The organism is Hydrogenophaga sp. FW305-3-2-15-A-LB1 (genome assembly GCF_058787875.1).
Genome location: NZ_JBYTAE010000013.1, coordinates 52771 through 76418, shown reverse-complemented (window position 1 = coordinate 76418; position 23648 = coordinate 52771). Strand labels below are relative to the sequence as shown.

At 67.7% G+C, this 23648-nt stretch carries 25 protein-coding genes; 9 read left to right on the top strand and 16 right to left on the bottom strand.

Features of this window, described 5'->3' with window-relative positions; all coding sequences use genetic code 11:
- Positions 1-92: 92 nt before the first annotated feature.
- Positions 93-1127: a LacI family DNA-binding transcriptional regulator gene (locus AC3WPZ_RS06105; RefSeq protein ID WP_382323193.1), complete on the bottom strand. Its 1035-nt coding sequence runs from the start codon at positions 1125-1127 to the stop codon at positions 93-95.
- Between the two features lie 87 nt (positions 1128-1214).
- Here AC3WPZ_RS06105 and garD point away from each other — a divergent pair, with 87 nt between their 5' ends.
- Positions 1215-2819 (top strand): galactarate dehydratase, encoded by a 1605-nt coding sequence (gene garD, locus AC3WPZ_RS06100; RefSeq protein ID WP_492438635.1) that lies wholly within the window; start codon positions 1215-1217, stop codon positions 2817-2819.
- Positions 2820-2836: 17 nt separating this feature from the next.
- On the opposite strand, the gene AC3WPZ_RS06095 is transcribed toward garD, so the two are convergent.
- Positions 2837-3796 (bottom strand): hypothetical protein, encoded by a 960-nt coding sequence (locus tag AC3WPZ_RS06095; RefSeq protein WP_492438633.1) that lies wholly within the window; start codon positions 3794-3796, stop codon positions 2837-2839.
- A 109-nt stretch (positions 3797-3905) separates the two neighbouring features.
- Here AC3WPZ_RS06095 and cls point away from each other — a divergent pair, with 109 nt between their 5' ends.
- The gene (gene cls / locus AC3WPZ_RS06090) at positions 3906-5333 is read left to right on the top strand and encodes a cardiolipin synthase (protein ID WP_492438631.1); all 1428 of its coding nucleotides are present in this window, start codon (positions 3906-3908) and stop codon (positions 5331-5333) included.
- A gap of 8 nt (positions 5334-5341) precedes the next feature.
- Here the strand turns inward: cls and AC3WPZ_RS06085 are convergent, their stop codons facing one another.
- From AC3WPZ_RS06085 to AC3WPZ_RS06070, 4 genes are all read right to left on the bottom strand, one after another.
- Positions 5342-5893, bottom strand: coding sequence for a hypothetical protein (locus AC3WPZ_RS06085; RefSeq protein ID WP_492438629.1), 552 nt, complete (start codon positions 5891-5893; stop codon positions 5342-5344).
- 114 nt (positions 5894-6007) lie between these two features.
- The gene (locus AC3WPZ_RS06080) at positions 6008-6439 is read right to left on the bottom strand and encodes a hypothetical protein (RefSeq protein ID WP_382323188.1); all 432 of its coding nucleotides are present in this window, start codon (positions 6437-6439) and stop codon (positions 6008-6010) included.
- 109 nt (positions 6440-6548) lie between these two features.
- Positions 6549-7592 carry a TRAP transporter substrate-binding protein gene (locus tag AC3WPZ_RS06075; protein WP_382161982.1) on the bottom strand — a complete coding sequence of 348 codons (1044 nt, stop codon included), beginning with the start codon at positions 7590-7592 and terminating at the stop codon, positions 6549-6551.
- Positions 7593-7646: 54 nt separating this feature from the next.
- Positions 7647-9257 (bottom strand): flavin-containing monooxygenase, encoded by a 1611-nt coding sequence (locus AC3WPZ_RS06070; protein WP_492438627.1) that lies wholly within the window; start codon positions 9255-9257, stop codon positions 7647-7649.
- A gap of 142 nt (positions 9258-9399) precedes the next feature.
- Here AC3WPZ_RS06070 and AC3WPZ_RS06065 point away from each other — a divergent pair, with 142 nt between their 5' ends.
- Genes AC3WPZ_RS06065 through AC3WPZ_RS06055 form a run of 3 tightly spaced genes read left to right on the top strand, consistent with a single transcriptional unit; the run spans position 9400 to position 11582 of the window.
- A complete protein-coding gene (locus AC3WPZ_RS06065; RefSeq protein ID WP_492438625.1) occupies positions 9400-10158 on the top strand; it encodes an SDR family NAD(P)-dependent oxidoreductase in 759 nt (252 codons plus the stop codon).
- A gap of 26 nt (positions 10159-10184) precedes the next feature.
- Positions 10185-11132 carry an alpha/beta hydrolase gene (locus tag AC3WPZ_RS06060; protein WP_492438623.1) on the top strand — a complete coding sequence of 316 codons (948 nt, stop codon included), beginning with the start codon at positions 10185-10187 and terminating at the stop codon, positions 11130-11132.
- 6 nt (positions 11133-11138) lie between these two features.
- The gene (locus AC3WPZ_RS06055) at positions 11139-11582 is read left to right on the top strand and encodes a MarR family winged helix-turn-helix transcriptional regulator (protein ID WP_382161992.1); all 444 of its coding nucleotides are present in this window, start codon (positions 11139-11141) and stop codon (positions 11580-11582) included.
- Between the two features lie 18 nt (positions 11583-11600).
- Here the strand turns inward: AC3WPZ_RS06055 and AC3WPZ_RS06050 are convergent, their stop codons facing one another.
- Positions 11601-13019, bottom strand: a complete 1419-nt coding sequence (locus AC3WPZ_RS06050) for a sensor histidine kinase (protein WP_382161995.1) — start codon at positions 13017-13019, stop codon at positions 11601-11603.
- A gap of 259 nt (positions 13020-13278) precedes the next feature.
- On the opposite strand from AC3WPZ_RS06050, the gene atpE reads away from it, so the two are divergent.
- Positions 13279-13518, top strand: coding sequence for a F0F1 ATP synthase subunit C (gene atpE, locus AC3WPZ_RS06045; protein WP_291119650.1), 240 nt, complete (start codon positions 13279-13281; stop codon positions 13516-13518).
- Positions 13518-14066 carry a hypothetical protein gene (locus AC3WPZ_RS06040; RefSeq protein WP_492438621.1) on the top strand — a complete coding sequence of 183 codons (549 nt, stop codon included), beginning with the start codon at positions 13518-13520 and terminating at the stop codon, positions 14064-14066. Before atpE ends, AC3WPZ_RS06040 begins: the two co-directional genes overlap by 1 nt.
- A gap of 21 nt (positions 14067-14087) precedes the next feature.
- Here AC3WPZ_RS06040 and AC3WPZ_RS06035 read toward each other — a convergent pair whose 3' ends face one another.
- Together AC3WPZ_RS06035 and AC3WPZ_RS06030 are read right to left on the bottom strand one after the other, a co-directional pair.
- Positions 14088-15125: a Rieske 2Fe-2S domain-containing protein gene (locus tag AC3WPZ_RS06035; RefSeq protein WP_382162000.1), complete on the bottom strand. Its 1038-nt coding sequence runs from the start codon at positions 15123-15125 to the stop codon at positions 14088-14090.
- A 67-nt stretch (positions 15126-15192) separates the two neighbouring features.
- Positions 15193-15672, bottom strand: coding sequence for a MarR family winged helix-turn-helix transcriptional regulator (locus tag AC3WPZ_RS06030; RefSeq protein WP_444688529.1), 480 nt, complete (start codon positions 15670-15672; stop codon positions 15193-15195).
- Between the two features lie 179 nt (positions 15673-15851).
- Between AC3WPZ_RS06030 and AC3WPZ_RS06025 the strand changes: the two genes are divergently transcribed.
- Positions 15852-16508, top strand: a complete 657-nt coding sequence (locus AC3WPZ_RS06025) for a hypothetical protein (protein WP_382323180.1) — start codon at positions 15852-15854, stop codon at positions 16506-16508.
- On the opposite strand, the gene AC3WPZ_RS06020 is transcribed toward AC3WPZ_RS06025, so the two are convergent.
- From AC3WPZ_RS06020 to AC3WPZ_RS05990, 7 genes are all read right to left on the bottom strand, one after another.
- Complete coding sequence (locus AC3WPZ_RS06020) at positions 16495-17562, bottom strand: Kelch repeat-containing protein (RefSeq protein ID WP_492438619.1); 1068 nt, start codon at positions 17560-17562, stop codon at positions 16495-16497. The genes AC3WPZ_RS06025 and AC3WPZ_RS06020 overlap by 14 nt on opposite strands.
- 72 nt (positions 17563-17634) lie before the next feature.
- The gene (locus AC3WPZ_RS06015; protein WP_492438617.1) at positions 17635-18609 is read right to left on the bottom strand and encodes a DUF6282 family protein; all 975 of its coding nucleotides are present in this window, start codon (positions 18607-18609) and stop codon (positions 17635-17637) included.
- Between the two features lie 12 nt (positions 18610-18621).
- Complete coding sequence (ehuD, locus tag AC3WPZ_RS06010) at positions 18622-19290, bottom strand: ectoine/hydroxyectoine ABC transporter permease subunit EhuD (protein ID WP_492438614.1); 669 nt, start codon at positions 19288-19290, stop codon at positions 18622-18624.
- Positions 19290-19940 (bottom strand): ectoine/hydroxyectoine ABC transporter permease subunit EhuC, encoded by a 651-nt coding sequence (ehuC, locus tag AC3WPZ_RS06005; protein WP_492438612.1) that lies wholly within the window; start codon positions 19938-19940, stop codon positions 19290-19292. Before ehuC ends, ehuD begins: the two co-directional genes overlap by 1 nt.
- A gap of 30 nt (positions 19941-19970) precedes the next feature.
- Positions 19971-20798: an ectoine/hydroxyectoine ABC transporter substrate-binding protein EhuB gene (ehuB, locus tag AC3WPZ_RS06000; protein ID WP_492438610.1), complete on the bottom strand. Its 828-nt coding sequence runs from the start codon at positions 20796-20798 to the stop codon at positions 19971-19973.
- 23 nt (positions 20799-20821) lie between these two features.
- A complete protein-coding gene (ehuA, locus tag AC3WPZ_RS05995) occupies positions 20822-21631 on the bottom strand; it encodes an ectoine/hydroxyectoine ABC transporter ATP-binding protein EhuA (protein ID WP_492438608.1) in 810 nt (269 codons plus the stop codon).
- Positions 21621-22598, bottom strand: coding sequence for an agmatinase (locus tag AC3WPZ_RS05990; RefSeq protein ID WP_492438606.1), 978 nt, complete (start codon positions 22596-22598; stop codon positions 21621-21623). The genes ehuA and AC3WPZ_RS05990 overlap by 11 nt, the downstream gene beginning before the upstream one ends.
- Positions 22599-22720: 122 nt before the next feature.
- Here AC3WPZ_RS05990 and AC3WPZ_RS05985 point away from each other — a divergent pair, with 122 nt between their 5' ends.
- The gene (locus AC3WPZ_RS05985; protein WP_492438604.1) at positions 22721-23641 is read left to right on the top strand and encodes a LysR family transcriptional regulator; all 921 of its coding nucleotides are present in this window, start codon (positions 22721-22723) and stop codon (positions 23639-23641) included.
- The last annotated feature ends 7 nt before the right edge of the window (positions 23642-23648 follow it).

The window sequence follows — 23648 nt, the reverse complement described above, 5'->3', positions numbered from 1 at the left end:
AAGTAAAGGAGGAGAACCGGCGCAGCCGGTTCGGGGGACATGAGCGGAGCCGGCCACCCCGATCGCCGAGGACCGGATCAGCCGGAGAAAAATCAGGTGGTATCCCGCTCGACGATGGAAAACCCCACATCCACCACCCGCTGGGCCACCTCCCGCCCCTCGGCCCGGTCGATCAGACACCGCCCCGCCATGCGCCCGATGTCCGCGCCGTTGATGTGCACCGTGCTCAGCGCCGGCACCATGTCCGCCACGAAAGGCACATCGCCGAAACCCACGATGGCCAGACGGCCCGGGATGTCGATGCCGCGCACCCGCGCCTCCGTCACCACCCCCGAAGCCAGCAGATCCGAACTGCAGAACACCGCATCCACCTCGGGCTCGATCTCCAGCAGGCGGGTCAATGCATCACGCCCGCTCTTGATCGTGCGCGAAGCCCCCACGTCCACCACCTCCACCTTGGCCTCGGCCAGCCCACTGCGCGCCACCTCCGCCGCAAACGCCTTGGCACGCCGGTCGGCGCGCTCGTCGTCCGCGCGAATCATCGCCAGGCGCCGCCGCCCTTTGCCGATCAGGAACTTCGCCACCTCGCGGCCGATGTCGGCGTGCGAAAAACCCACCAGCATGTCGATCGGCGCGGGCGTCAGGTCCCAGGTCTCCACCACCGGAATGCCCGAGGCCAGCAAACGCGTGCGGCCCTTGCCCGAGTGCAACACGCCGGTGAGGAAAATGCCGTCCGGTCGGCGGCCGATGATGGCCTCCAGCAACGACTCCTCGCGGCTGGCCGAGTAGCTCGACTGGCCCAGCATCAGCTGGTAACCCGCGTCGAACAAGGTGCCGTTGAGCGACTCGATGGTCTCCATGAACACCGACATCACCGTGCTGGGCACCACCGCCGCGATCAGGCGGCTGCGCGAGGACGCCAGCCCGCCCGCCATGCGGTTGGGCACGTAACCCGTCTTCTGCACCGCGTCCAGCACCTTCTTGCGCACGTCCACCGACACCTGCTCCGGTGTGTTGAGCACGCGCGAGGCGGTGATGGGCGCCACGCCCGCGAGCTTGGCCACGTCGCGCAGGGTGATGGCCCCGCTGCCACGGCGCGAACGCCGGGTGTTGTCGGTTTCTTTCATTTGCGGCTTAAAATGGTACCGGTACCAAATTGATCACATCGTAGCCTCAAACGGCCTGCGATGCGCGCTGAATCATAGGAGATGCGCATGCCCGAGACCCTGGCTTCCCCCCCGGCCCTTGTGCCGCTGACCATCCGCATGCACGCCGCCGACAACGTGGCGATCGTGGCCAACGATGGCGGCTTGCCGGCCGGCACCGCCCTGCCCGGCGGCGCCGTGGTGTTGCGCGACCGGGTGCCGCAAGGGCACAAGGTGGCCCTGGTGGACCTGGCGCGCGGCGCGGCGGTGCTGCGCTACGGCGTGCCCATCGGCCACGCGCTGGACCACATCCCGGCCGGCAGTTGGGTACACGAGCGCCTGCTGCAGATGCCCGAGGCGCGCGGCCTGGAGAACCTGCCCATGGCCACGGTGAAGCCCGCGCCGCAGCCCCCGCTGGAGGGTTACACCTTCGAGGGCTACCGCAACCCGGACGGCTCGGTCGGTACGCGCAACATCCTGGCCATCACGCAGACGGTGCAGTGCGTCGCCGGCGTCACCGATTTCGCGGTGCAGCGCATCAAGGCCGAGCTGCTGCCCCAATACCCGAACGTGGACGACGTGGTGGCGCTGGAACACGGCTACGGCTGTGGCGTGGCCATCGACGCGCCCGACGCCGTCATTCCCATCCGCACCCTGCGCCACATCAGCCTGAACCCGAACTTCGGCGGCGAGGTGATGGTGGTCAGCCTGGGCTGCGAGAAGCTGCAACCCGAGCGCCTGCTGCCGCCGGGCTCGATCCCGCTGGTGGACGAGCGCAACGTGGCCGACGTGGGCACCACCGCCGAGACCCGGCTGGATGTGGTCTGCCTGCAGGACGAGGCGCACGTGGGTTTCATGTCCATGGTCGAGTCCATCCTGCGCCAGGCCGAGGAACACCTGGAGCGCCTGAACGCGCGCCGGCGCGTGACCGTGCCGGCCAGCGAACTCGTGGTGGGCGTGCAGTGCGGCGGCAGCGACGCATTTTCCGGCGTCACGGCCAACCCGGCCGTGGGCTTCTGCACCGATCTGCTGGTGCGCGCGGGCGCGAGCGTGATGTTCTCCGAGACCACCGAGGTGCGCGACGGCATCGCCCAGCTCACCGCGCGCGCCACCACGCCCGAGGTGGCCCAGGCCATGGTGCGCGAGATGGCCTGGTACGACGCTTACCTGCAACGCGGCAGCGTGGACCGCAGCGCCAACACCACACCGGGCAACAAGAAAGGCGGCCTGTCCAACATCGTGGAAAAAGCCATGGGCTCGATCGTGAAGTCGGGCAGCGCGCCGATCAGCAACGTGCTCTCACCCGGCGAGAAGCTCAAGGCCAAGGGCCTGACCTACGCCGCCACGCCCGCGAGCGACTTCATCTGCGGCACGCTGCAGCTGGCCGCGGGCATGAATCTGCACGTGTTCACCACCGGGCGTGGCACGCCTTACGGGCTGGCGCCGGTGCCGGTGATCAAGGTCGCCACGCGCAGCGACCTGGCGCGGCGCTGGCACGACCTGATGGACATCAACGCCGGCACCATCGCCGACGGCACGGCGAGCATCGAAGACGTGGGCTGGGAGCTGTTCCACCTCATGCTCGAGGTCGCCAGCGGCCGCCAGCAGACCTGGGCCGAGCGCTGGAAGCTGCACAACGCGCTGGTGCTGTTCAATCCGGCGCCGGTGACTTAACTCAAGAGCGGAGCGCGTCAAAGGGTCTTGATGACTCGAACGCAGCGGGCACTGAACGAGGAGCCCTTGGGTTCCGGTCGCTGGCTCGACGTGCCACCTGTCGCGAATTGGTGTTGGATACTTTGCGTCACGGGCATTGCCAGTGATTCGGTGGAACTCCAATGCCATGTGACTGGGCCCGTCAGCGTGCCGTTGGTGTCGACCAGGTTGGTCTGCATGTTGGGTTGGCCCGGCGTGCAGCCAGCGGCGGCCGAACTCATCTCGCAAATGGCGGGCAAGTACCAAGGGTTCTGGCCATTGCTAGGCAGTGCAGTGCAGGCGCCCGCCGCGTAATCGGCGCGCGAGACGGAAAGGGCATCGTAGATGGTCACGATGGCCTGTGTGTTGGCCATCCCATCGTTCAGGCTGGCTGCATTGATCAGCGCTGGCGTGGTACTCCAGGGGAGAGTCGAAGCCAGGTCATTCAGCGCCGCAACCTTGCCACCCACGCTGGTGGCATTGGACGTGGTGTCATCCAGCGCGAACACATAACCATTTTGAAAAACGCTGCCGTAGTCCAGCACATGCAACGCGGTCGTCGAAAGGTTGGTGTTGACGCCACCCACGTTCATTGTGATGGGCGTCGGGTTGGTGATGCCCGGTGCCGCCGTCGCCGAGGCGCCGGGCGTGATGGTGATCTGGCAGGAGGCACCAGGAGCCAGCGTACTGCAGCTCGACACCGTGTTGACCGCCACTGGCGTTGCTGGCGTCAAGGAGTAAATGACGGACAACGCAGGCGCTGAGCCAGTGTTGGTCACCGTGACAATGCGCGCCTTGCCCGATACCGCGAGGGCCAGCTCAGGAACGCTCAGGCTGATCGTCGTTGAAGGGGCGGGCCCCGTGGGCGCGCCAGCCCCTCCCCCGCTCCCGCCGCAGGCCGCCAACAGCACAGCGGAACACAAGGACATCCAACGGGCGGAGGAAAGGTGATGCAACATGATGAACACTCAACAAAATGTCAATGCGTTGAACATACCATTCGTTACAACTCGCCTGCACGCCATGCCCGCCGCTGTTCACAACAAAGTCACAAAAGAGGTTCAAAGCATGTTGCACCAGCCCCACGGTTCGTGGCGAAGGGCCCAGGGCTTGACGGCGGGCCTGCTGCTCGTCTTCGGCCTGGTCGGCTGCAAAAGCCTGCCGCGGGTGGTGCCGGATCTGGACCGGCGCCCGCCCCCGGTCCGCCTCGAAGGGTCCCAGGGCCCGCTGTCGGCCGAGCGCAGCCGCGCCATCCTGGAGCGCCTGCGCGCGGGTGGCCAGGGCAGCGACGTGCTCTCGCGGCACCTCGCGCTGGAAGAGGCCATCGTCGGCAGCCCCTTGACGGCCGGCAACAAGGTGGACCTGCTGGAGGACGGCCCGGCCACCTACAAGGCCATGCTCGCGGCCATCGACACGGCCAAGGACCACATCCACCTGGAGACCTACATCCTCGACGACGACGAGGTGGGGCAGCAGTTCGCCAACGCGCTGATCGCCAAGCAGCAGCAAGGCGTGCAGGTGCACCTGATCCACGACAGCGTGGGCACCATCGGCACGCCCGACGAGTTCTTCAAGCGCCTGACCGACGCCGGCATCAAGGTCATCGAGTTCAACCCGATCAACCCCACGCTGGCGCGCAAGGAGTGGGAGCTCAACGAGCGCGACCACCGCAAGCTGCTGATCGTGGACGGCCGCATCGCCTTCCTGGGCGGCATCAACATCAGCGGTGTGTACTCCAGCGGTTCCCTGTCGATGGGCTCGGGCAGCAGCGGCAAGACGGATGGGAAAAAGAGCGACATCGACGGCATCCCCTGGCGCGACACGCATGTGCAGCTGCAGGGCCCGGTGGTGGCGGAGTTCCAGAAGCTGTTCCTGGAGACCTGGGCGGCGCAGAAGGGCGAAGCCATCGCCGCGCGCAACTACTACCCCACGCCGGTGCGCGCCGGCTCGGACGTGGTGCGCGCCATCGGCAGCTCACCCAAGGACAGCTACAGCGCGATCTACGCCACGCTGCTCTCGGCCATCGCCAGCGCGGAAACCACCGTGCACCTCACCAACGCCTACTTCGCGCCCGACCCGCAACTGCTGACGGCGCTGGAAGACGCGGCGCGGCGCGGTGTGGACGTGAAGCTCATCCTGCCGGGCAAGACCGACTCGTGGCTGATCTTCCACGCCGGGCGCAACTACTACACGCAGTTGCTCAAGGCCGGCGTGAAGATCTACGAACGCCAGGGCGTCATCCTGCACACCAAGACGGGCTCGGTCGATGGCGTGTGGTCCACCATCGGATCCACCAACCTGGACTGGCGCAGCTTCCTGCACAACTACGAATTGAACGCGGTCGTGCTGGGCGCGGAGTTCAACGCCCAACTGCAGAAGCTGTTCGACGCCGATCTCGCGGCGTCGAAACAGGTCACGCTCGCCGAATGGCAGCGGCGCGGCCTGAACCTGCGCTTCAAGGAATTCTTCGCGCGGATGTGGGAGTACTGGCTCTGACCTGAAGCTCAGCGCGACAGCGGCGGGGCCGCCGGTGGCAGCGGCGCGGGCGACGGGTTCATCGAGGGCGGTGGCGAGAGCGACGGCGGTGGGGACATGGGCGCCGGTTGCAGCGGCGGCGACAACACGGGCGCCTGGGGCGGCGGTGGCGGTGGTGGCGGCACCGGCAGGGTCTCCTGCGTCACCAGCTCGCGGATCGTGCCGCCGCCTTGAACGGAACCGGAGACCGAGCCTTCGCCACGCGCCATGCGCTCGCAGATCGTGCGTTGTTCGCCCGTGTGCCGCTGGCAGCGTTGCAGCGCGTTGCGCTCGAGGTCTTGCGCCGATGAGCCACCCCGGATGCCCGATTTCAGTGCCTGCGCGCGGTGCGCGCCCGCATCGCGCAGGCAGCTGGTGCGGTCCTGCGTGGGGCTCAGGGCCTGGCAGGCGGCGCGGTCGCGCTGGTAGGCGGCTTCGATCGCGGCCTTGTCGGGGCCCGCGGCCCAGGCCGCAGGCAGGCAGACGGCGAGTGCCGCTGCGGCCACCCAGCCGCGTGGGTGGTGACAAATGGATGCAAACATGGTGTGAACCTCCTGAGAGCCAGGCGGTGCGGGGGGCACCGCCCCTGGATTCACCATGCTAGGAAGGGGTACCCGGAGCGTCTGTAGGCCCAGTCCGACCCGGGCCTCGGACATTCACTCCCAATGCAGTTCGATCAGCTTCCATTCGCCGCCGTCCAGCCGCCATTGCAGCTGGACGGCATAGGGTTCGGCGCGCTCGGGAATGAGCCCCTGCGCGCCCGTCACCACCACCTTGGCCTCGGTGTGGCCCACCTGCGAACTGCCACTGTCGATGCGGCTGCTGCGCGTGACGGCGATGATCTTGATGTTCGCGTAGCGCATGAACATCAGCGTCATCGTGCGCTTGGCCCACTCGCGGTCCATGCCCTCGCCCGCCTGGAAACTCGGGTGCAGCTGGTCCATCACGGCCCCGGTCTTTTTCGCCTCCAGGTTGTCCTGCAGCTTCTGCACCGCCGCTTCGAGCGCGGCCTGAGGATCGGTCTTGCCGCAACCCACCAGCAAGAAGGGCACCAGCAGCAAAGTCCAGACAAATCGGCGGGCCAGCATCGAACATCCTTTCAGCGTTGAAGAAAAACGCGCGACCATAACACCGGTCGGTGACACCCGAAAAAAAGCCCGTGCTGGACGGGCTCTCTCACGCGACGCGCGGAAGCCTTCAGGCCTTGGGCTTGTACTTGTTGATCAGGTCACGCCCGCCCTGCAGCAGCTTCTTGCCGTCGAAGCCGCGCTTGTCCATGTCGGCCACCCATTCGTCGGTGATGGGCGCGGTGAGCTTGATGAACTCCTCGGTCTCGGCCTTGCCCATCACGTGCACGGTGTTGCCCCGGTCGATCGCGCCCTTGCGCACCACCGGATCGGCCTCGGCGATCACGCGACCGAACAGGCCCGAGGCCTCCAGGCCCGAATTCCGGTCGATGATCTGCTTGAGGTCGGGTGCGAGGTTTTCGTAGCGCGCCTTGTTCATCACCATGTACTGGATGCTGTTGTTGAAGCCCGGCATGCCCTTGGCGAACTCGGTGTGGAACTTGGTCAGCTCGTCGAGCTTGGCCGAAGGCACGGTGTCCCAGGGAATGATGGCGCCATCGATCACGCCCTTGGAGAGCGAGTCCGGGATCTGCGGCAAGGGCATGCCCACCGGAATCGCGCCGACCGCGCTCAGGATCTGCGTCGCCTTGCGCGAGGGGCCGCGCACCTTCAGGCCCTTGAAGTCGGCCGCCCTGGTGATCAGCTTGTTCTTCATGTGCAGCACGTTCAGGCCATGGGTGTGGAAGGTCAGCACCTTCACTTCCTTGAGCTCGTCGGCGGAATAGGTCGTCATGTACTCCCAGGCGGCCTTGGACGCGCCTTCGCCGTCGTAGGTGAAGAACGGCAGCTCGAAGACCTCGGCGCGCGGGAAGCGGTTGGGTGTGTAGCCGGCGAGCGACCACACCATGTCCACCACGCCTTCGCGCGCCTGGTCGAACAGCTGGGCGGGCGCGCCGCCCATCTGCATCGCCGCATAGTGCTCGAACTTCAGGCGCCCGTTCGATTCCTTCTCGACCTTGTTCATCCATGGCACCAGCACGCGCGAGTACACGTTGGAGGTCGCCGGCACGAAGGTCTGGAAGCGCAGGGTGATGGGCGATTGCGCTCGGGCCACGATGGCCGGGGCGGCCACCAAAGCGGCGGCGGACTGGAGCAGGGTTCTGCGTTGGATCATGGTGTCTCTCTCGGGTGGATAGGTTCGGATGCTGGTGTGGTGGTGGCCTGTGGCTCAGGCCATCTCGAATCCCTGGTAATTCCGGGCGGCGACGTCTTCGATGATCCGGCGGTACAGCGGCACGCCCGCGACAAAGGCCATGAACACCCTCGGCTTGCCCGCGATGTTGGCGCCCATGTACCAGGAGTTCGCGCGCGGGTAGAGCGTCTTGTCGGCCTCCTCCGCGCAGCGGCGCACCCAGCCGTCCTCGGCTTCCTGCGTGGCCTCGATGCGGCGCACGCCGACCGCGCGGGCCTGCTGCAGCAGCCGCGCGATCCAGTCGACGTGGGTCTCGATCGAATGCACCATGTTGCTCAGCACCGAGGGACTGCCCGGCCCGGCCACCACGAACATGTTGGGAAAACCGGCGATGCCCAGGCCCAGGTAGGAGGTGGGGCCGTGCGCCCATTTGTCGCTCAGCCGCGCGCCGCGCGCACCGCGGATGTCGATCGCCTTGAGCGCGCCGCTCATGGCGTCGAAGCCGGTGGCGAAGACGATGGCGTCCACCTCGTGCTCGCGCGCATCGGTGCGCACGCCGCGGGCCGTGGCCTCGATGATCGGGTGGGCCGCCGCATCGACGATGTCCACGTGCTCGCGGTTGAAGGTCTCGTAGTAGTGCGAGTCCACGCACAGGCGCTTGCCGCCGAACGGCAGGTCGTCCTTGGGGCACAGCAGCTCGGCCTTGACCGGGTCCTTCACCACGCCGCGGATGCGGTTGCGCGCGTAGTCGGCCACCATGCGGTTGGTGTCCAGGTTGCTCATCTGGTCGGCGAAGGTGCGCAACATGCGGAAACCGCCGCCCGCGCCCCGCCAGCGGTACTCGAGCTCGGCGCGCTGTTCCTCCTCGGTCATCTCGGCGGCGGTCTTCGTGTTGGCGTTCAGGAACTGGCCGGTGATCGCTTCACGCCCCATGGCGCGGCGGTCCGGGTAACGCGCCTTCGCCGCCGCCAGCGCGGTTTCGGTGAAAGGCACGTTGTGCGCCGGCACGCTGAAATTCGCGGTGCGCTGGAACACCGTGAGCTGCGCGGCCTGCTCCGCGATCACGGGCACCATCTGCACGCCGCTGGAGCCGGTGCCGATCAGGGCCACGCGCTGGCCGGTGAAGTCCACACCCTCCTTGGGCCACTGCGCGCTGTGGTACCAGCGGCCCTGGAAGCTCTCCAGCCCGGGCAACTGCGGGCGCTGCGGGATCGACAGGCCGCCCGTGGCCATGACGAGGTAGGTGCACTCCAGCACATCGCCGGCCTCGGTGCGCACCGTCCAGAGCAGGCGCTCGTCGTCGAACACCGCGCTGGCCACCCGCGCGTTGAGCTGGATGCCGTCGCGCAGGCCGAAGCGGTCCACCACGTGTTCGATGTAGCGCAGGATCTCGGCCTGCGGCGCATAGCGCTCGCTCCACACCCATTCTTCCTCGAGCTCGCGGCTGAACGAGTACGAGTAGTCCAGGCTCTCCACGTCGCAGCGCGCACCGGGGTAGCGGTTCCAGAACCAGGTGCCGCCCACGCCGTCGCCCGCCTCCAGCACGCGCACCGACAGCCCCATCTCCCGGGCCTTGTAGAGCTGGTAGATGCCCGCGAAACCCGCGCCCACCACCAACATGTCCAGCCGACCAACCGAATCCGCCATCGTTCCACTTTCCGTCTTGAATCACCGCCGCGGATCGCGGCACGGGTCGGACTATGATCGCATTAGGTTGACATGTCAACACAACAGATCCAAGGGTTTACCATAGGTTGACCCATCAACCTGATGCCAATTCAATCCCCGCATGCCTTCCTCTGACGCGCAACGCCCCTTCCCTGAATTCGCCGGCCGGCACGTGCTCATCACCGGCGGTGCGGGCGGCATCGGCCAGGCCTGCGCCCGGCACTTTCTGGCCGCGGGTGCCTCGGTGCACCTGATCGACGTGGACGCCGCGCGGCTGGACGGGGCGCGCCATGCGCTTCAAGGCCACGCGGCGGTGAGCTGCAGCACCTCCCGCCTGGCCGACCACACGGCCTGCGAGCGCGCCATCGACGAGAGCGGGCGCCCGCCCTTCGCGCTGGTGCACATGGCCGGCCTGTTCGAGACCGACCGGCTCGATCCCGCCGACCGCTCGGGCTGGGACCGGGCGATCGCCAGCAACCTCACCACCGCCTACGACATGGCCCTGGCCTTTCGCGCCGCGCGCGACCGGCGGACGCCTTCGCGCATGGTGCTCTGCACCTCGCGCGCCTTCCAGCGCGGCACGCCGGGCCGTGCGGCCTACGCCGCGGCCAAAGGCGGTATCGTCGGCCTGGTGCGCGCCTTCTCGCGCGATTTCGCGCCCGACATCCTGGTCAACGCGGTCTCGCCGGGCCTGATCCAGACGCGCATGACCGAAGACCTGATCGCCCACCACGGCGAACAGCGCCTGGCCGAGATTCCATTGCAGCGCTTCGGCACGCCGCAGGACGTCGCCGGCGTCGTCGGTTTTCTCTGCGGCGAGGCCTCGTCCTATGTGACGGGCCAGGTGATCACCGTCGACGGCGGCGTGATCAACGGTTGAACCTTTCTTTCCTGAACCCTGCACCCATGACCTTCGACGCCCCCACCCTCGATCTGCTCGAACGCGTTCGCACCGCCGGCCGCAAACCCTTCTCGGCCTGCACCGCCACGGAGGCGCGTGCCTTCCCCACCCTCATGAAAAGCCTGTTCGGCGAGGGCCTGCCGGTGGCCCGGGTGCAAGACCTCGCCCTGCCCACGCCCCAGGGCCACCCACTGCCCGCGCGCCTCTACGTGCCCGAAGCCTGCAACGGCGACCTGATCGTCTACTTCCACGGCGGCGGCTGGGTGCTGGGCTCGGTGGCCGACCACGACCCGTTCACCGCCACGCTGGCGGCCCGAACCCACGCGGCCGTGCTGTCGGTGGACTACCGCCTGGCCCCGGAGAGCCCCCACCCCGGCCCGGTGGACGACGCCATCGCCGCGTTGCTGCAAGGCGGCCAGGCCGGTGCGACCTGGCTGGGCCAACCCCTGCGGCGCCTGATCGCCATGGGCGACAGCGCCGGCGCCACCCTGGCCACCGTGGCCACGCGGCGCCTGCGCGAGCTGCCCGGGGCGCGGCCGGTGGACCTGCAGGTGCTGGTCTACCCGGTGACCGACGCCGGCTTCGACACCGCCAGCTACCGCGACTTCGCGCAAGGCCACCTGCTGAGCGCGGACGACATGCGCTGGTTCTGGGACCACTACTGCCCCGACACGGCGGCGCGCCGCCACCCCGATGCCTCGCCGCTGCAGGCCACCGACCTCGCCGGCCTGCCGCCCGCGCGCATCTTCACCGCCGAATGCGACCCGCTGCGCGATGAGGGCGAGGCCTATGGCGAGCGCCTGGCGGCGGCGGGCGTGGACTGCGAAACCGTGCGCTGCCCCGGCCTGCTGCACGCCTTCCTGTCCATGATCCACTATTCTCCGAATGCCGCCCGGGCCTTCGAGCGCATCGTGCAAAGCCTGGCGGCGCCGGACGACGAACACCGCCCCTGAAAGCCCATGCAACTCGATCTCGATACCTACGTTCCCGGCCTGCTGCTGTGGTTGTCCAACCGGGTGTCCAGCAGCGCGTCCAGCCTCTACAACGAGAAGTTCGGCATCGGCGTGACCGAGTGGCGCATCCTGTCGTACTTCAAGATCTACCCCTGGTCCACCGCCTCCAAGGCGTGTGAACTGATGGGGCTGGACAAGGGCGCCGTGAGCCGGTCGATCGCCTTCATGGTGGAGAACGGCTGGCTCGAGCCCCGGCCGCAGGGCCTGCGCAAGATCGAATACCACGTGACCCCGCCCGGCAACAAGCTGCACAACGCGGTGTTCCGCCTGGCCATGGCGCGCGAGGAAGCCTTGCTGGAAGGCTTCAGCACCTCGGAACGCGAGCAGGTCATCGCCCTGCTCAAGCGCATGCTGGGCAACCTCGAAGGCGTGCAGCGCGTGGGCCGCTGAAGAAAACGAAAAGCGCCGTCAGCCCTGGGGGGCGGCCGTCACCGGCAGGGTCCACCAGAAGGCCGCGCCCTCGCCGGGCGAGGACCACGCGCCGACCGTGCCGCCGTGCCGCTCCACCGCGCGCTTGACCACCGTGAGCCCCAGGCCCGTGCCACCGGCCTGGCGCTCGTCCAGCCGGGAAAACGGCTTGAACAGCTCGCCGCTCTTGTCGGGATCGAAGCCCGGCCCGTTGTCCGCCACCGAGAAGCGCCAGAAACCGCCCTCCTCGCGGGCATCGAGCGCGATGTGCAGGTCGCGCCGCTCGGCACCGAACTTCAGCGCATTGCCCAGCAGGTTCATCAGCACGTGGCGCATCAGGCCCGCATCGGCCTGCACCACCGGCAGGGGCGCGGCCTGCACCGCCTCGGGCGCCTGCGGGAACTGCACGGCCAGCGACTGCAGGCATTCGCGCAGCAGGGCCTGCATGTCCACCGCCTCGGGGCTGGGCGGCCCCTGGTCCACCTTGGCCAGCGTGAGCAGGTCGTTCACCATGTCGGTGGCGCGCTGCGCCTCGCGGCGGATCAGCTCCAGCGAACGCTCCGCCCCGGCGGTGTTGCCCGCGCGGTAGTCCTCCAGCGCCAGATCGGCCAGGCCGGCGGTGTTGCGCAAGGGGCCGCGCAGGTCGTGCGAGACCATGCCCGCGAACGAGCGCAGGCCCTGGATGATCTCTTCCAGCTGGCGCGTGCGGCTGCGCACGATCTCTTCCAGCGAATCGGTGAGCTGCTGCAGGGCCTGCTCGGCCCGCACGCGCTCGCGCAGCTCGCGCGCGAGGATCAGCGAGTCGCGCTGCAGGATCAGGGTCATCACGAACACGTAGGCGATGCTCACCGGCAGCGGCGTGACCTGACGGAACTGCAGCAGGCTCATGTCGGAGAGCATGGCGACCACGAACAACACGGGGTAGCCCAGGCACAACACGGCCAGCACCAGCTGCCCGCCCCAGCCGTCGCGCGTCCACAGCCAGGCCAGCCAGCAGGCGGCGGCCGTGAAGATGAGCGCGATCGCCGCCGGCCCGGCGAAGGCCCAACCGTCCATCAGGCCGCTCATCGCCACCACCAGCACCGGGGCGCCCACCAGCACGGCGGCGAACACGCGCGAGGGCGGTGTGCCACCCGGGGTGAAGCAGGCCTGCAGGCCCGCCAGCAGGGCGGCCAGGGCGCCCAGGCCCATCGCGGAGCCCACCGGGCCGGCGACCTCGCCCGAGATCCAGCCCAGCGCGTCCGCCGACACCAGCAGCCCCTGCGTGACGCCGAACACCAGCGCCGAACCCGCCAGCCATTTCACGTACGGCCATGAGCGGGCGCTGGCGTGCGCCAGAAAGGTCATGCCCAGCATCGCGATCAGGATGGCGGACAGGATGCGGATGTCGCTGAAGAAACTCAGGACCGGGTGGGTCACGACGGCCTCCTCCGTGATGAGCTTGGGCTCGGCAAGCTTGCGCCCATGTCTGCCGGGCGCCACTTGCGCAGTGTAGGGCAGCCGGCCCGGCAGCGCGAGACCCCCATTCGGATCCTCTCGGGCGGGGCCAGTCGGTGCATGATGGTCAGGTTTCGGGGTGGAAGAAGCGGGTGATCGTAGCGCCATGACCTCCCGCGTCATGGATTTCATGTCGCTCCTCCGTCACAGTGAAACCAGTCCAACCAGAAAGGAGTTTCACATGTCAGACCTCAGCCAGCTCCCCCTCGCCGTCGGCCACATGATCGGCCTGGGCGCCCTCGGTTCCTGCATCGGCATCGGCGTGATGGCCAGCAAGTACCTGGAGGCCTCGGCCCGCCAGCCCGAGATGATGGAAGCCCTGCAGCCCAAGGTCTTCCTGCTCGCCGGCCTGCTGGACGGCGCCTTCATCATCTCGGTGGCGCTGGGCGTGTGGTTCGCCCTGGCCGCGCCGTTTGCCTGATGCGGCCCGCCCCGCCCGAGCGGCACGTGGTGGTGATCGGCGCGGGCGGCGGGGCCGGCGGCGCCGCCTTGCACGCCGCGCTGGGCGACGCCCGGTACGACCAGGTCACGGTGCTGACCACGCACCGCTTTCTGCGCATGCCCCCGCGCCTGGCCGATGCCGTGGTGACCGCAAACGACTGGGCCGCCGCCCTGCCGGCGGCGGGCCACGCCGTGATCGTGTTCGACACGGTGCGGCGCGCGCGCGAGCGGGTCTACTGGCCGCCCGCGCGGGCCGACCTGGTGCCGCTGGCCACGGCGCTGCACGCCCAGGGTGTTCGCACGCTGGAGGTGGTGACCGCCGACAGCCCGGACCCGAGCCCGGCCGAACGCCAGGCGCTGGCGTCCCTGGGCTGGGACCGGCTGGACATGCACCCGGCCGTGGTGGCGGTGCCGCCGCCCGCCCCCACCGGGCCCTGGCTCGAGCGGCTGGCGCTGTGGCTGATCCGCACCCTGGTCGCCACCCTGCAGATGGCGCAGGCCGCCTACGGCCGCCGCCCGCCGCGCTGAGCGGCGCGGGGGCCCGGCACCTTAGGCCGGCACGGCTTCCTTCGCGATGTGCTCGTCGATCACGCGCCGTGCCTGCACGCCGCCCGCGTCGATGTTGAGCTTGAGCAGCTTGCGTTGCGCGAAGGCGTCCAGGTTCTGCTGCTGGCGCTCCAGCACTTCGAGGTCTTCGGAGAAGATGCCGTGCTGCCCGGCGCGGATGCGATCGGTGAGCGCGGCGTCCTGCGGCCGGAAGCGGCGCGCCATGCCCCAGAAGTACCACATCGAACCATCGACCTCGGGCGTGATGAAGTCGGTCACCACGCTGTAGACCTTCTTGTCGTCGGGCGCGTCGTAGCCGCCCTGGCCGGCCAGGGCCACACCCACCTCGATCAGCACATGGCTGGGCGGCGAGAAGCGGCAGACCTGCCAGCGGTCCACCCGGGGGTTGCCCTCCACGCCGATGGCGCGCAGCGCGTCGAGCCAGAAGGGCGGCGCCTCGATGTTCTCCATGAAGCGGCTGGTCACCACCGTGGTGCCCTCGCGGCGCGTGGTGCAGGGCGTCTCGTCGATCTCCTGCTGGCCGATGCTGGTCGAGTGCACGTAGGTCTCGTGCGTGAGGTCCATCAGGTTGTCGATCATCAGGCGGTAGTCGGCCTTGATGTGGAACAGGCCGCCGCCGTAGGCCCAGGCCGGGTTGTCGTGCCATTCGAGCACCGGAATGGTCGAGGGATCGGCCTGGTCGGCCTCGCCAGCCCAGACCCAGATGAAACCGTAGCGCTCCTCGACCGCGAAGCGCTGGATGCGCGGGAACGCCGCCACGCGCTGGCCGGGCATCGAGCGGGTCACGCCGTCGCCGCCCATCACCAGGCCGTGGTAGCCGCACACCAGCTCACCCTTGCACACGCGGCCCAGCGACAGCGCCGCGCCCCGGTGCGGGCAGAAATCCTCCACCGCCTGCACGCGGCCTTGCGCGTCGCGGAAGAAGGCCATGCGGGCCCCCAACAGGCGCCGGCCCAAGGGGGCATCGCCGACTTCCACCGAGGTGGCACCCACATACCAGGCATTGCGCATCCAGCTCATGTCGTCTCCTTCATTCAGTACACTGAATCAAATGGTAGCCCAAGCCGGGGCCGGTCGTCAACCGGGTTCAGACGGGGGGTTTGCCGAGCAGCTTGTGCATCAGGCCCATGAGCACCTCGCGCTCGCCGGCGTCGAGCGTGGTGAGGATGCGGTCGGCCAGCACCGCCTCGGACCGCAGCATCTCGTTGATCACCCGCTGCCCTTCGGCGGTGAGCTCCAGCCGGCGCTGGCGGCGCGCGCCCAGCTCGCGCACGATCCAGCCATCGCGCTCCAGGCGCACCGCGATCTCGGCCGTGGTGGAGGTGTCCAGCGCGATGGCCGCGGCCAGCGTGACCTGGTCGATGCCCGGGTGCTCCTGCAGCACCCGCAGCGCGGCGTACTGCAGCGGCGTGACGGCCCGCCCGAACACCGCGTTGAAGCACGACACCGAGTGCTGGTGGGCGCGCCGGAACAGGTGGCCGGGCTCGTGCAGGCCCAGCGTGGCTTCCGGGTGGCCATCGGCGGAGGCAGAGGCCAGGGTGCGGGGGGTACGGGACGGAGCGGGCATGGTGAAGCGGTGTTGGAACGCCCGGTCGGGTGGACGCACCGCCGATTGTCACCCCGGCCGCGACCGCTCATGCCGCCACCGCCACGCTTCGTGCCACCCGCGGCGCACTTGAAGCATGTGGCGATCGGCATACCCCCCATGGTACGAAGATGGCGCCATCCCACACCGGAGTGAGCCCCATGCAGCAGACCGTGGCCCTGCACCGATCCGACATGCGCACCCTGCTGGCCGAATTCTCGGCCCACGACGCGCCCCTGCTGGTGAACGAATACCTCCGCAAGGTCTGGCTGTTCGTCAGTGCGAACACCGAGTCGCGCACCAAGGACCTGCCCATCGAACGCCAGCTGGCGCTGCGCCTGCTCATGCGCCAGGCGCAGATCGGCAGCCGCTTCGCGGCGCTGTTCCTCAACGAACTGCAAGGCCCGCTCTCATCGCCCGTGCGCTCCAACAACGTGCACCGTCTGTCCAAGCGCATCTGCGCCAACACCCACGACGAGGCGGCGGCCCTGGAGCGCATCCTTCAGCAGGAAGACGCCGGTTTCCATCTGTCGCTCAGCGCATTCGATGCGGTGCGCTACGCCCACTGCCTGGAAGGCGGGCTGCAGGATGCCATCGCCCTCGCCCCGCTGGAGAAGGACATCGTCTTTCGCGCCTGGTCGGGCCTGTTCGCCGAAACCGTGCGCGAGTCCTACATCCAGTACATCCAGGTCCTGCTCAGCGGGAGCGCGCTGGCGCCCAAGGTGCAGCAGGACTTCGTGGACACCATCCCCTTCTCCATCGAGACCCGCACGGGCCCGCCGCCCACCCGCTGCGCCGGCGGAGTCAGCCCAGGGTGAAGGACTCGTTGATCGCGCTCTTCACGCCACCGCCCATCTGAGGCCCGCCACCGGCCACGATGATTTCGTCGCCGATCACCACCGCGCCCATGCCGTGGCGCGGTGTGAGCATGGGCGAGTGCGACACCCAGCGATCAGCCACCGGGTCCCAGGCCTCGTTCTGGCCGAACACGCGGTTCGTGCCCTCGCCGCCCATCACGAACACCTGGTCGCGGTACAGCACACAACCGTGGCCGCTGCGCGGCGTGGGCAGGGGCGTGCGCGCGACCCAGCGGTCCGCCTGCGCGTCGTAGCTGTGGTGCAGGCTGCTGTTGGTGTGAAAGGAATCCACGCGGCCGCCGATCACGTGAATGGACGGCCCCACCACCACGATGCCGATGTGGTCCCGCGCCACCGGCAGGGGCTGGCGCTTCTCATAGCGGTCGCTCGCGGGGTCGTAGACGATGTGCCAGTCGATCGAGCGCCGCCAGTCGCTGCCGATGGCGCCGCCGATCAGGTGGATGCGCGAACCCAGCGCGATGCAGGCCATGGCCCCGCAGGCCTCCGGCAGGCGGCGCACGCGCTCCCAGCGCGCGCCGTCGAAGCGGAAGGCCTCGTCGTGCGGCGTGCGGTTCTGCTCGATGAAACCGCCGAACGCATAGAGCCGGTCGCCCAGCGTCGCCACACCCACGTGGTTCGCGCCGCGCGGCAGCTGGGGCAGTTCCTCCCAGCGATCGGTCCTGGGGTCGTAGGCGTGGTGGTACGGCTTGTCCACGCGCTGCTCGGCGTAACCGCCGACCAGGTGCACGCGGCTGCGGTACGCGGCGGCCCAGGCCATCTCGGTGCGCGGAATCGGCAGCGGCGCGCGCGCCCGCCAGGCCCCGGCCTTGGCCGCGCGCGGCGCGGGGCTGTCGCTGACGGCCTGCTGCGCGTGGATCTCGGGCAGGTCGATGCGCCCGGGCTGGTTCAGGCGCTCGAACTGGCCGCTGTGGTGGCCGTGGTGCTGGGCGCGAAGCAGTGTGGGCGCGGCCAGCGCGGCGGCGGCGGTGACGAGGACGTGACGACGGAGGGCCATGCGCGAGATCTCCTGTGACAGGGTCGCTGCAATGTACCGACTCGCTGCACGGGGTGCAAGGCTCGGTCGATGTCAGCTGCCGAATGCCGGTATCCCGAGTGCGGCGCAACCGTTGGAGGAGAACATCGCCATCAGGGCGGGCAGCGACACATGCCCGCGCAGGAGCTTTCCAAGTTCCAGCGCGTAGATCACCGTTCCGGCCGGAAACGCGTCGCTGTTGACCTGGCCAAAATCGGTCGAAAGCAGCACGCGTTCGGGACCGGTTGCCCGAATGGAGTCCGCAAACGCCCGAAGGTCGATACCGTCCTGCGTGTGAATCGCAAAGCAGTGCTCGATGTAGACGCCGTCGTGCTGGATGAGCGTGCAAAGCTGGTCGTCCGTGAGACCCACGGCCGGGTAGTGGGGATGCGTGACGATGATTTTTCTGACCCCCAGGGAAAGGGCCAGAGGCACGAGCTGCATGACCTCCGCGGCACTCAGGTGCCCCGTCGCCAGGACGCAGCCATGGCGGGCGATCGTCTCCAGCACCTCGACCAGCGCCGTGGTCGGACGCAAGTCGTCGGTGAAGGCGATCACCAGGCGTTGCCCGCCAAGGTCTTCGGTGGACAGCTTGCTGTGACCGCTCCCACAACAGCCGGACCAGTTGGGATCGAACCCGAATCCGTGTGTCCTGACGTGGGCCACGGCATCCACGGTGGGCATCCACACGACGATGGGCGCGTCGTCCGGCTGCGCGCTGCCGACATCGGCCTTGTTGCCCGAGACGGCACTGGAGATGGCCGCGGGATTGAGCCCACCGACGTAGCTGTTGAGCACGACACCGCCGTAGAACCTTACCCCGTAACGCGCGCGCGCGAGCGCGGCCAAGGGCGTGGTGGCGTAGGTGTGGTTCTTGAGGACCAGGGTCGCGCCAAAGGGCCGCGCCGCCTCGGCGAGCGATTGGACGTCGTACCGTCGGGCAACGAGCTCCGGTCCCACGTGGTAGTGGGATTCCACGACACCGGCTTGCGCCAGCAGGTCGCGCGCATGGCTGTATGAATTGAACATGGGGTGAGGCCGTTATCCGCTGAGTTTCCTGGACCGCGATATTTTCTCTTCCAGGTACCGCACGGCCACGGCGCTTGGAATGCTGATGGCCAGGTAGATCAGGCCCACCAGGGTCATGGGTTCGACATATCGGTAGGTCTCGTTGGAGAACAGCCGCGCCTCGCCCATCAGATCCAGAACCGCGATCGCCGAGAGCAAGGCACTCTCCTTGAACATCATGATCAGGTAGTTCCCCAGTGCGGGAATCATGGGCGGGATCGCTTGCGGCAGAACCACGAGCGTCCATTGTCGGTAGGTAGACAGGTTGAGCGCCCTGGCGGCCTCCCACTGCCCCTTGTGCACGCCTTCGATGCCGGCTCTGTAGACCTCGGCCATGTAACACCCGATGTGCAGGCCCAGCACGAGAACGCCGCAGACCACCGGCTCCAGCAGGATGCCGGCTTCCGGCAACACATAGAACGCGAAGAACAGCTGGATCAGCAGCGGGGTTCGGCGGATGGCCTCCAGGAAACCTTGCGCGGCTCCGCGCACGAACGCCCTTCGGGAACGGGCAGCGATGGCCAGCACCAGCCCGACGGCCAACGCCAGGACCGTCGAGAAGGCGGTCACCTGCGCGGTGACCACCAAGCCTCGCATCAGGAGAGGAAATACCTCGGCGGCTGTGGTGGGGTCCCAGATCATCAGAAGCTCCGAGTGCCTTCGAATCCCTTGCCCGCCCAGCGCTCAACGCATCTGAACGCGCGAATGATCAAGGTGGACAGCACGAAATAGACCCCCATCAGAATCCCGAACGCCAGCAGAGGGCTGCCCGTTTCCTGTCTGTAGATCTGCCCCAGGAAGGTGAGGTCCGCGATGGTGACCAGCGACACCAGGGGCGTGATCTTCAGAAGATCGACCATCAGGTTGCACATGGGTGGAATCATTCGGGGGAACGCGTTCGGAATGACGACATGGCGCATGGTTTGCGTGGAGGTCATGTTGAGCGATCTGGCGGCCTCGAGAAGGCCCCGGGGGACCGCCAGGATGGCGCTTCGGACGACTTCGGACCCATAGCAGCCGATGTTCAGCCCGATGGCGACGATGCCCGCCGCCATGGCGCTGATCTCCACGCCCACCATGGGCAACACGAAGTACAGCCAGAACAGCTGGACATAGCAGGACGTGCCGCGCACGACCTCGACCAAGCCGGTCACCGGCCACGACACCAGCCGGGAGCGGGACAGCTTGCTCAAGCCCGCAACGAAAGAGACCACCCACGCCAGAACACCCGCGGCCAGCGTGATCTGGATGGTGATGTACGTTGCATGCGCAAACTCGGTGAAGATGTCCATGGCGATGGGCTGGGCGTGGTGCGCGAGGCTTCAGTTGGGTCCGGCGCAGAGATCGGTCCGCTTGGCGGACTTGGCGAGTTTCGGATCGAACCCGTACTTCGCCACGATCTTGTCGTACTCGCCCGAGTCCTTGAGCGCCTTGAGCTTCTGGTCGAACAGATCGCGCAGCTCTCGCTGATCGTTCCGGAAGGCCACGCCGGAGCACTTCGTCGGCTCGCCGGCCACTTGCAGGATCTCGGACCGGTCGATGGCGCCCATGGCCGTGGCCGCGGCCCGCAGCGCCAGATCGGGTGCCGCGTACACGTCGATTCGGCCATCCAGCAGCATCTTGATGCCGCTCTGGTGGTCCGGGGCGATCGTGATCCGGCTCCTCGGCACACCCGACTCGATGGCGCGTTTCTCCGCCGAACAACCGCCGCACACCCCGTACCGGATGCTGTCGTTGGCGGCCACGTCCGCGAACGACTTGATGGCCTTCTGGTTGCCCTTGGCCACGATGAACCCTTCCGCCGTGCACAGATCCGGCTCGGAAAAGAGCACGGCCTTGCACCGCATGGGGTTGATGTAGAGGCCCGTGGAGATCACGTCCACGCGGCCCGCCTGAAGGCTCGGGATCATGGCGCCGAACTCCAGCACCTTGGGCTCCAGCTCCTTCACGCCGAAATCCTGAAGGATCCTGAAGAGCAGTTCAGGCGCGGCGCCGCTGAGCGTGCCGCCGGCCTGGTAGTTGGTGTACGGCGGCTCGTGCGCGAGCGCAACGGCGACCTTCTCCTTGACTTTCGGCTGCGCGATGGCGGTGGTCCACAAAGGGGCGAGGGAGACCAGGGCGGTCAGTGCGAGTGTGGTGATTTTCAGCATTGTTTTCTCCATGGGGTGGGCTGCTAGTCGACTCGGAGTCCTGCGGCGGCGATCTTCTTCAGGAACGTTTGGGTGCGAGGCTCTCTGGGCGAGTGGAATATCTGGTGGGGCGTCCCTTGCTCGACGATCTTTCCGCCATCCAGAAACAGCACACGGTCAGAGAACTCCTTGGCGAAGTTCATCTCGTGCGTGACCATCAACATGGTCATGCGGCTCTCCCGGGAGATTCCCCTGAGCACCTGCAGAACTTCGTCCACCACCTCCGGGTCCAGCGCCGAAGTGACTTCGTCGAAAAGCATGATGCGGGGTTGCATGGCCAGAGCGCGAGCAATGGCCACCCGCTGCTTCTGCCCGCCGGACAACATCGCCGGGTAGCTGTCTGCCTTCGCACCCAGGCCCACGCGATCCAGCAGCTCGGCGGCGACCTTGTCCGCCGCCTGCCTGGACAGGCCTTTCACGATCTGCTGGGGCCTCGAGACGTTCTGCTTCGCCGTCATGTGCGGGAACAGGTTGAAGTGCTGAAACACCATGCCGATCTGAGAGCGCATCCGCCCCAGATGGCGTTCGTCGGCCGCCACGAGCTGGCCACGTTTTTCCATGTGCCACAGGGGCTTGTCTTCGATCCACACATGACCCCCCTCGATCTTCTCGAGCGTCATCAGGATTCGAAGAATGGTGGTCTTGCCCGATCCGCTCGGGCCGATGAGCGACAGCTTTTCCCCGGGGAGCACGTCAAGATGCAGGTTGTCCAGCACGACGGCATTCCCGTACCGCTTCTCCACGCCCTCAAAACGGATGAGGGGCTTCACGGCGGTGGCGGTGTCAGCGGTCACGGGCGAAGTAGCCGGCAGCGATGCTGGCGCCAATGAGGTTGACGATCAGGCGTCCCGCGGTCACACAGGTGAGCATGCTGGCGTTGTCTTTCGAGGGCTGGATCTCCACGATGTCCATCCCTCGCACACGCCCCTTCCTGACCAGGCCGTGGATCAGCTGGCGAGCCTGCACAAAGCTCATCCCTCCCGGCGCCGGGCCATCGACGGCCGGCATGATCGTGGGGTCCAGCCCGTCGGCGTCGATCGAGAGGTAGTAGTTGCGACCGCTGGGGATTCTGTCCAGCACGGCCTGCATGCCGACGTCGTGAAGCTCGTAGGCGGAGATCAGCGTCGCCCCGTGGTCCTTCGCCGCCTGGAAGTCTTCCGGACGGCCACTGCCCTGCGCGCGAAGCCCGATCTGGATGATGTCTTCGACATGCCCCATCTCGGAGGCCCGCCGAATGGGGCTCGAGAGACCCTCCGTGACGCCATTGACCTCTTGCCGCCAGTCCAGGTGCGCGTCGATGTGAACGAGCGTGATCGGGCCGTGGCGCTGGTAGCCACGCAGGACCGGGGTGGTGATGCCGTGGTCACCGCCCAGGATGATGGGCAGTGCGCCGCCCGCCAGCATGAGGTCGATGGCGGCCTCGCACTTTTCATAGTGCTCCCGTGGATGGTTGAGGCTGGGCAGGACATCGCCGCAGTCCACGAACCGGATGTCGCTTCGCCCCTGCAGCAACGGGCCATCGATATCGAAGTCGTAGTGGTGCGGCGCGCGAACGATCCGGTCCGTCAGTTGCCGGATGGCCGCTGGCGCGTTGGTCTGGTCATTGGCATAGCCCTTGGGCGTGTACGCCATGCCATAGGGCATGCCCAGGATGGCGATGTCTGCCTTGAAGTCCGTCAGGTCCGTCTGGAGTTCTGAATACAGCAGGGTCGGGTAGCCGGTTCGTGGCGCTGCGGTGAGGTGGAGCTTGTCGTTGGTCATCGTCGCTTTGGTCAGGTGAACTGATGCGGGGTGAACCCCAGGCAGCGCGACTGTAGGGACGCCCTATGGTTTTGCCAATGTCGTATATTGCACAGTGGTTCCATATTTCAATACCAAAAGCCATGGCTAACCCTAGGTTCGACGAGCGAGACCTGCGTTCCCTGCGCGTGTTCTGCGCGGCCGCGCATGCGCGTGGTTTCGCGGCGGCGGAGCAGCGTGTCCACCTCTCCAAAGCCTCCATCAGCCGGCACATCCGCGAGCTGGAGGAGAAGCTGGGTGTCCGGCTTTGCGACCGTGGGCCGAAAGGGTTCGAGCTCACGGCCGCCGGCATCGCGGCGCTGGAATCGGGCACGCGCGCCCTGGAAGCCCTGGACCGGGTTTTGCCGGCCATCGATTCGGTGCAGGGCGTTCTGTCCGGCCCGCTCTACATCGGCGTGACCGAGCACCTGATGACGGCGTCGGCCTTCGACATCGCCGCGGCCTTGGAGGATTTGCGCGTCAGAGCGCCCAACATCCGCCCGGAGATCACCGTGCTGCCCTACTGGCAACTCAAGGGCGCGCTGCGGCAAGGGGAAGTCGAGGTGGCCATCCACGGCCAGTATGGCGATGACCGCTCGCTGGACTACCAGGAACTCTTCATCGAGGAGCACCGCGTTTTTGCGCGGCAAGGTTTCTCGCACCCAGGCGGTGCGCCAGTTCCCCTGGTCATGCGCGCGCATCCTTTCGTGGACCAGTTGCTCGACTCGTCCGGGTATGCACCGGGACCCGCCGCCAACAGCCTGGAAGCGGTGGCTTTCCATCTCGCGTCCGGCGACTGCGTCGGTCTGCTGCCAACCATGTACGCCCAGCTGGTCTCTACGCGGGTGCCCCTGGTGGTCTGGGACGAATCGGTGCTGCTCAAGACCACCATCTGCGCCGTCACCGTCCGGTCCCGCACGTGCTCCAAGGGGGCCAACCTTTTCCTGACGCTGCTGCAGGACCAGAAGTACCGGCGGGCCCATCCCCGGTCGGCGAAGGACTTCCCGAGGGCGAAGAAGTCCTGACGCGGCT

Coding starts and splice junctions, on each gene's coding strand:
- ehuD (WP_492438614.1), bottom strand. CDS start 19,290: ATGATCTGGGACCCCACCACAGCCGCCGAGGTATTTCCTCTCCTGATG.
- AC3WPZ_RS06055 (WP_382161992.1), top strand. CDS start 11,139: ATGCAACTCGATCTCGATACCTACGTTCCCGGCCTGCTGCTGTGGTTG.
- AC3WPZ_RS06025 (WP_382323180.1), top strand. CDS start 15,852: ATGCAGCAGACCGTGGCCCTGCACCGATCCGACATGCGCACCCTGCTG.
- ehuC (WP_492438612.1), bottom strand. CDS start 19,940: ATGGACATCTTCACCGAGTTTGCGCATGCAACGTACATCACCATCCAG.
- ehuB (WP_492438610.1), bottom strand. CDS start 20,798: ATGCTGAAAATCACCACACTCGCACTGACCGCCCTGGTCTCCCTCGCC.
- AC3WPZ_RS06060 (WP_492438623.1), top strand. CDS start 10,185: ATGACCTTCGACGCCCCCACCCTCGATCTGCTCGAACGCGTTCGCACC.
- AC3WPZ_RS06020 (WP_492438619.1), bottom strand. CDS start 17,562: ATGGCCCTCCGTCGTCACGTCCTCGTCACCGCCGCCGCCGCGCTGGCC.
- cls (WP_492438631.1), top strand. CDS start 3,906: ATGTTGCACCAGCCCCACGGTTCGTGGCGAAGGGCCCAGGGCTTGACG.
- atpE (WP_291119650.1), top strand. CDS start 13,279: ATGTCAGACCTCAGCCAGCTCCCCCTCGCCGTCGGCCACATGATCGGC.
- AC3WPZ_RS06030 (WP_444688529.1), bottom strand. CDS start 15,672: ATGCCCGCTCCGTCCCGTACCCCCCGCACCCTGGCCTCTGCCTCCGCC.
- AC3WPZ_RS06075 (WP_382161982.1), bottom strand. CDS start 7,592: ATGATCCAACGCAGAACCCTGCTCCAGTCCGCCGCCGCTTTGGTGGCC.
- AC3WPZ_RS06095 (WP_492438633.1), bottom strand. CDS start 3,796: ATGTTGCATCACCTTTCCTCCGCCCGTTGGATGTCCTTGTGTTCCGCT.
- AC3WPZ_RS06015 (WP_492438617.1), bottom strand. CDS start 18,609: ATGTTCAATTCATACAGCCATGCGCGCGACCTGCTGGCGCAAGCCGGT.
- AC3WPZ_RS06070 (WP_492438627.1), bottom strand. CDS start 9,257: ATGGCGGATTCGGTTGGTCGGCTGGACATGTTGGTGGTGGGCGCGGGT.
- AC3WPZ_RS06105 (WP_382323193.1), bottom strand. CDS start 1,127: ATGAAAGAAACCGACAACACCCGGCGTTCGCGCCGTGGCAGCGGGGCC.
- AC3WPZ_RS06035 (WP_382162000.1), bottom strand. CDS start 15,125: ATGAGCTGGATGCGCAATGCCTGGTATGTGGGTGCCACCTCGGTGGAA.
- AC3WPZ_RS06080 (WP_382323188.1), bottom strand. CDS start 6,439: ATGCTGGCCCGCCGATTTGTCTGGACTTTGCTGCTGGTGCCCTTCTTG.
- garD (WP_492438635.1), top strand. CDS start 1,215: ATGCCCGAGACCCTGGCTTCCCCCCCGGCCCTTGTGCCGCTGACCATC.
- AC3WPZ_RS05990 (WP_492438606.1), bottom strand. CDS start 22,598: ATGACCAACGACAAGCTCCACCTCACCGCAGCGCCACGAACCGGCTAC.
- AC3WPZ_RS06040 (WP_492438621.1), top strand. CDS start 13,518: ATGCGGCCCGCCCCGCCCGAGCGGCACGTGGTGGTGATCGGCGCGGGC.
- AC3WPZ_RS06085 (WP_492438629.1), bottom strand. CDS start 5,893: ATGTTTGCATCCATTTGTCACCACCCACGCGGCTGGGTGGCCGCAGCG.
- AC3WPZ_RS05985 (WP_492438604.1), top strand. CDS start 22,721: ATGGCTAACCCTAGGTTCGACGAGCGAGACCTGCGTTCCCTGCGCGTG.
- AC3WPZ_RS06065 (WP_492438625.1), top strand. CDS start 9,400: ATGCCTTCCTCTGACGCGCAACGCCCCTTCCCTGAATTCGCCGGCCGG.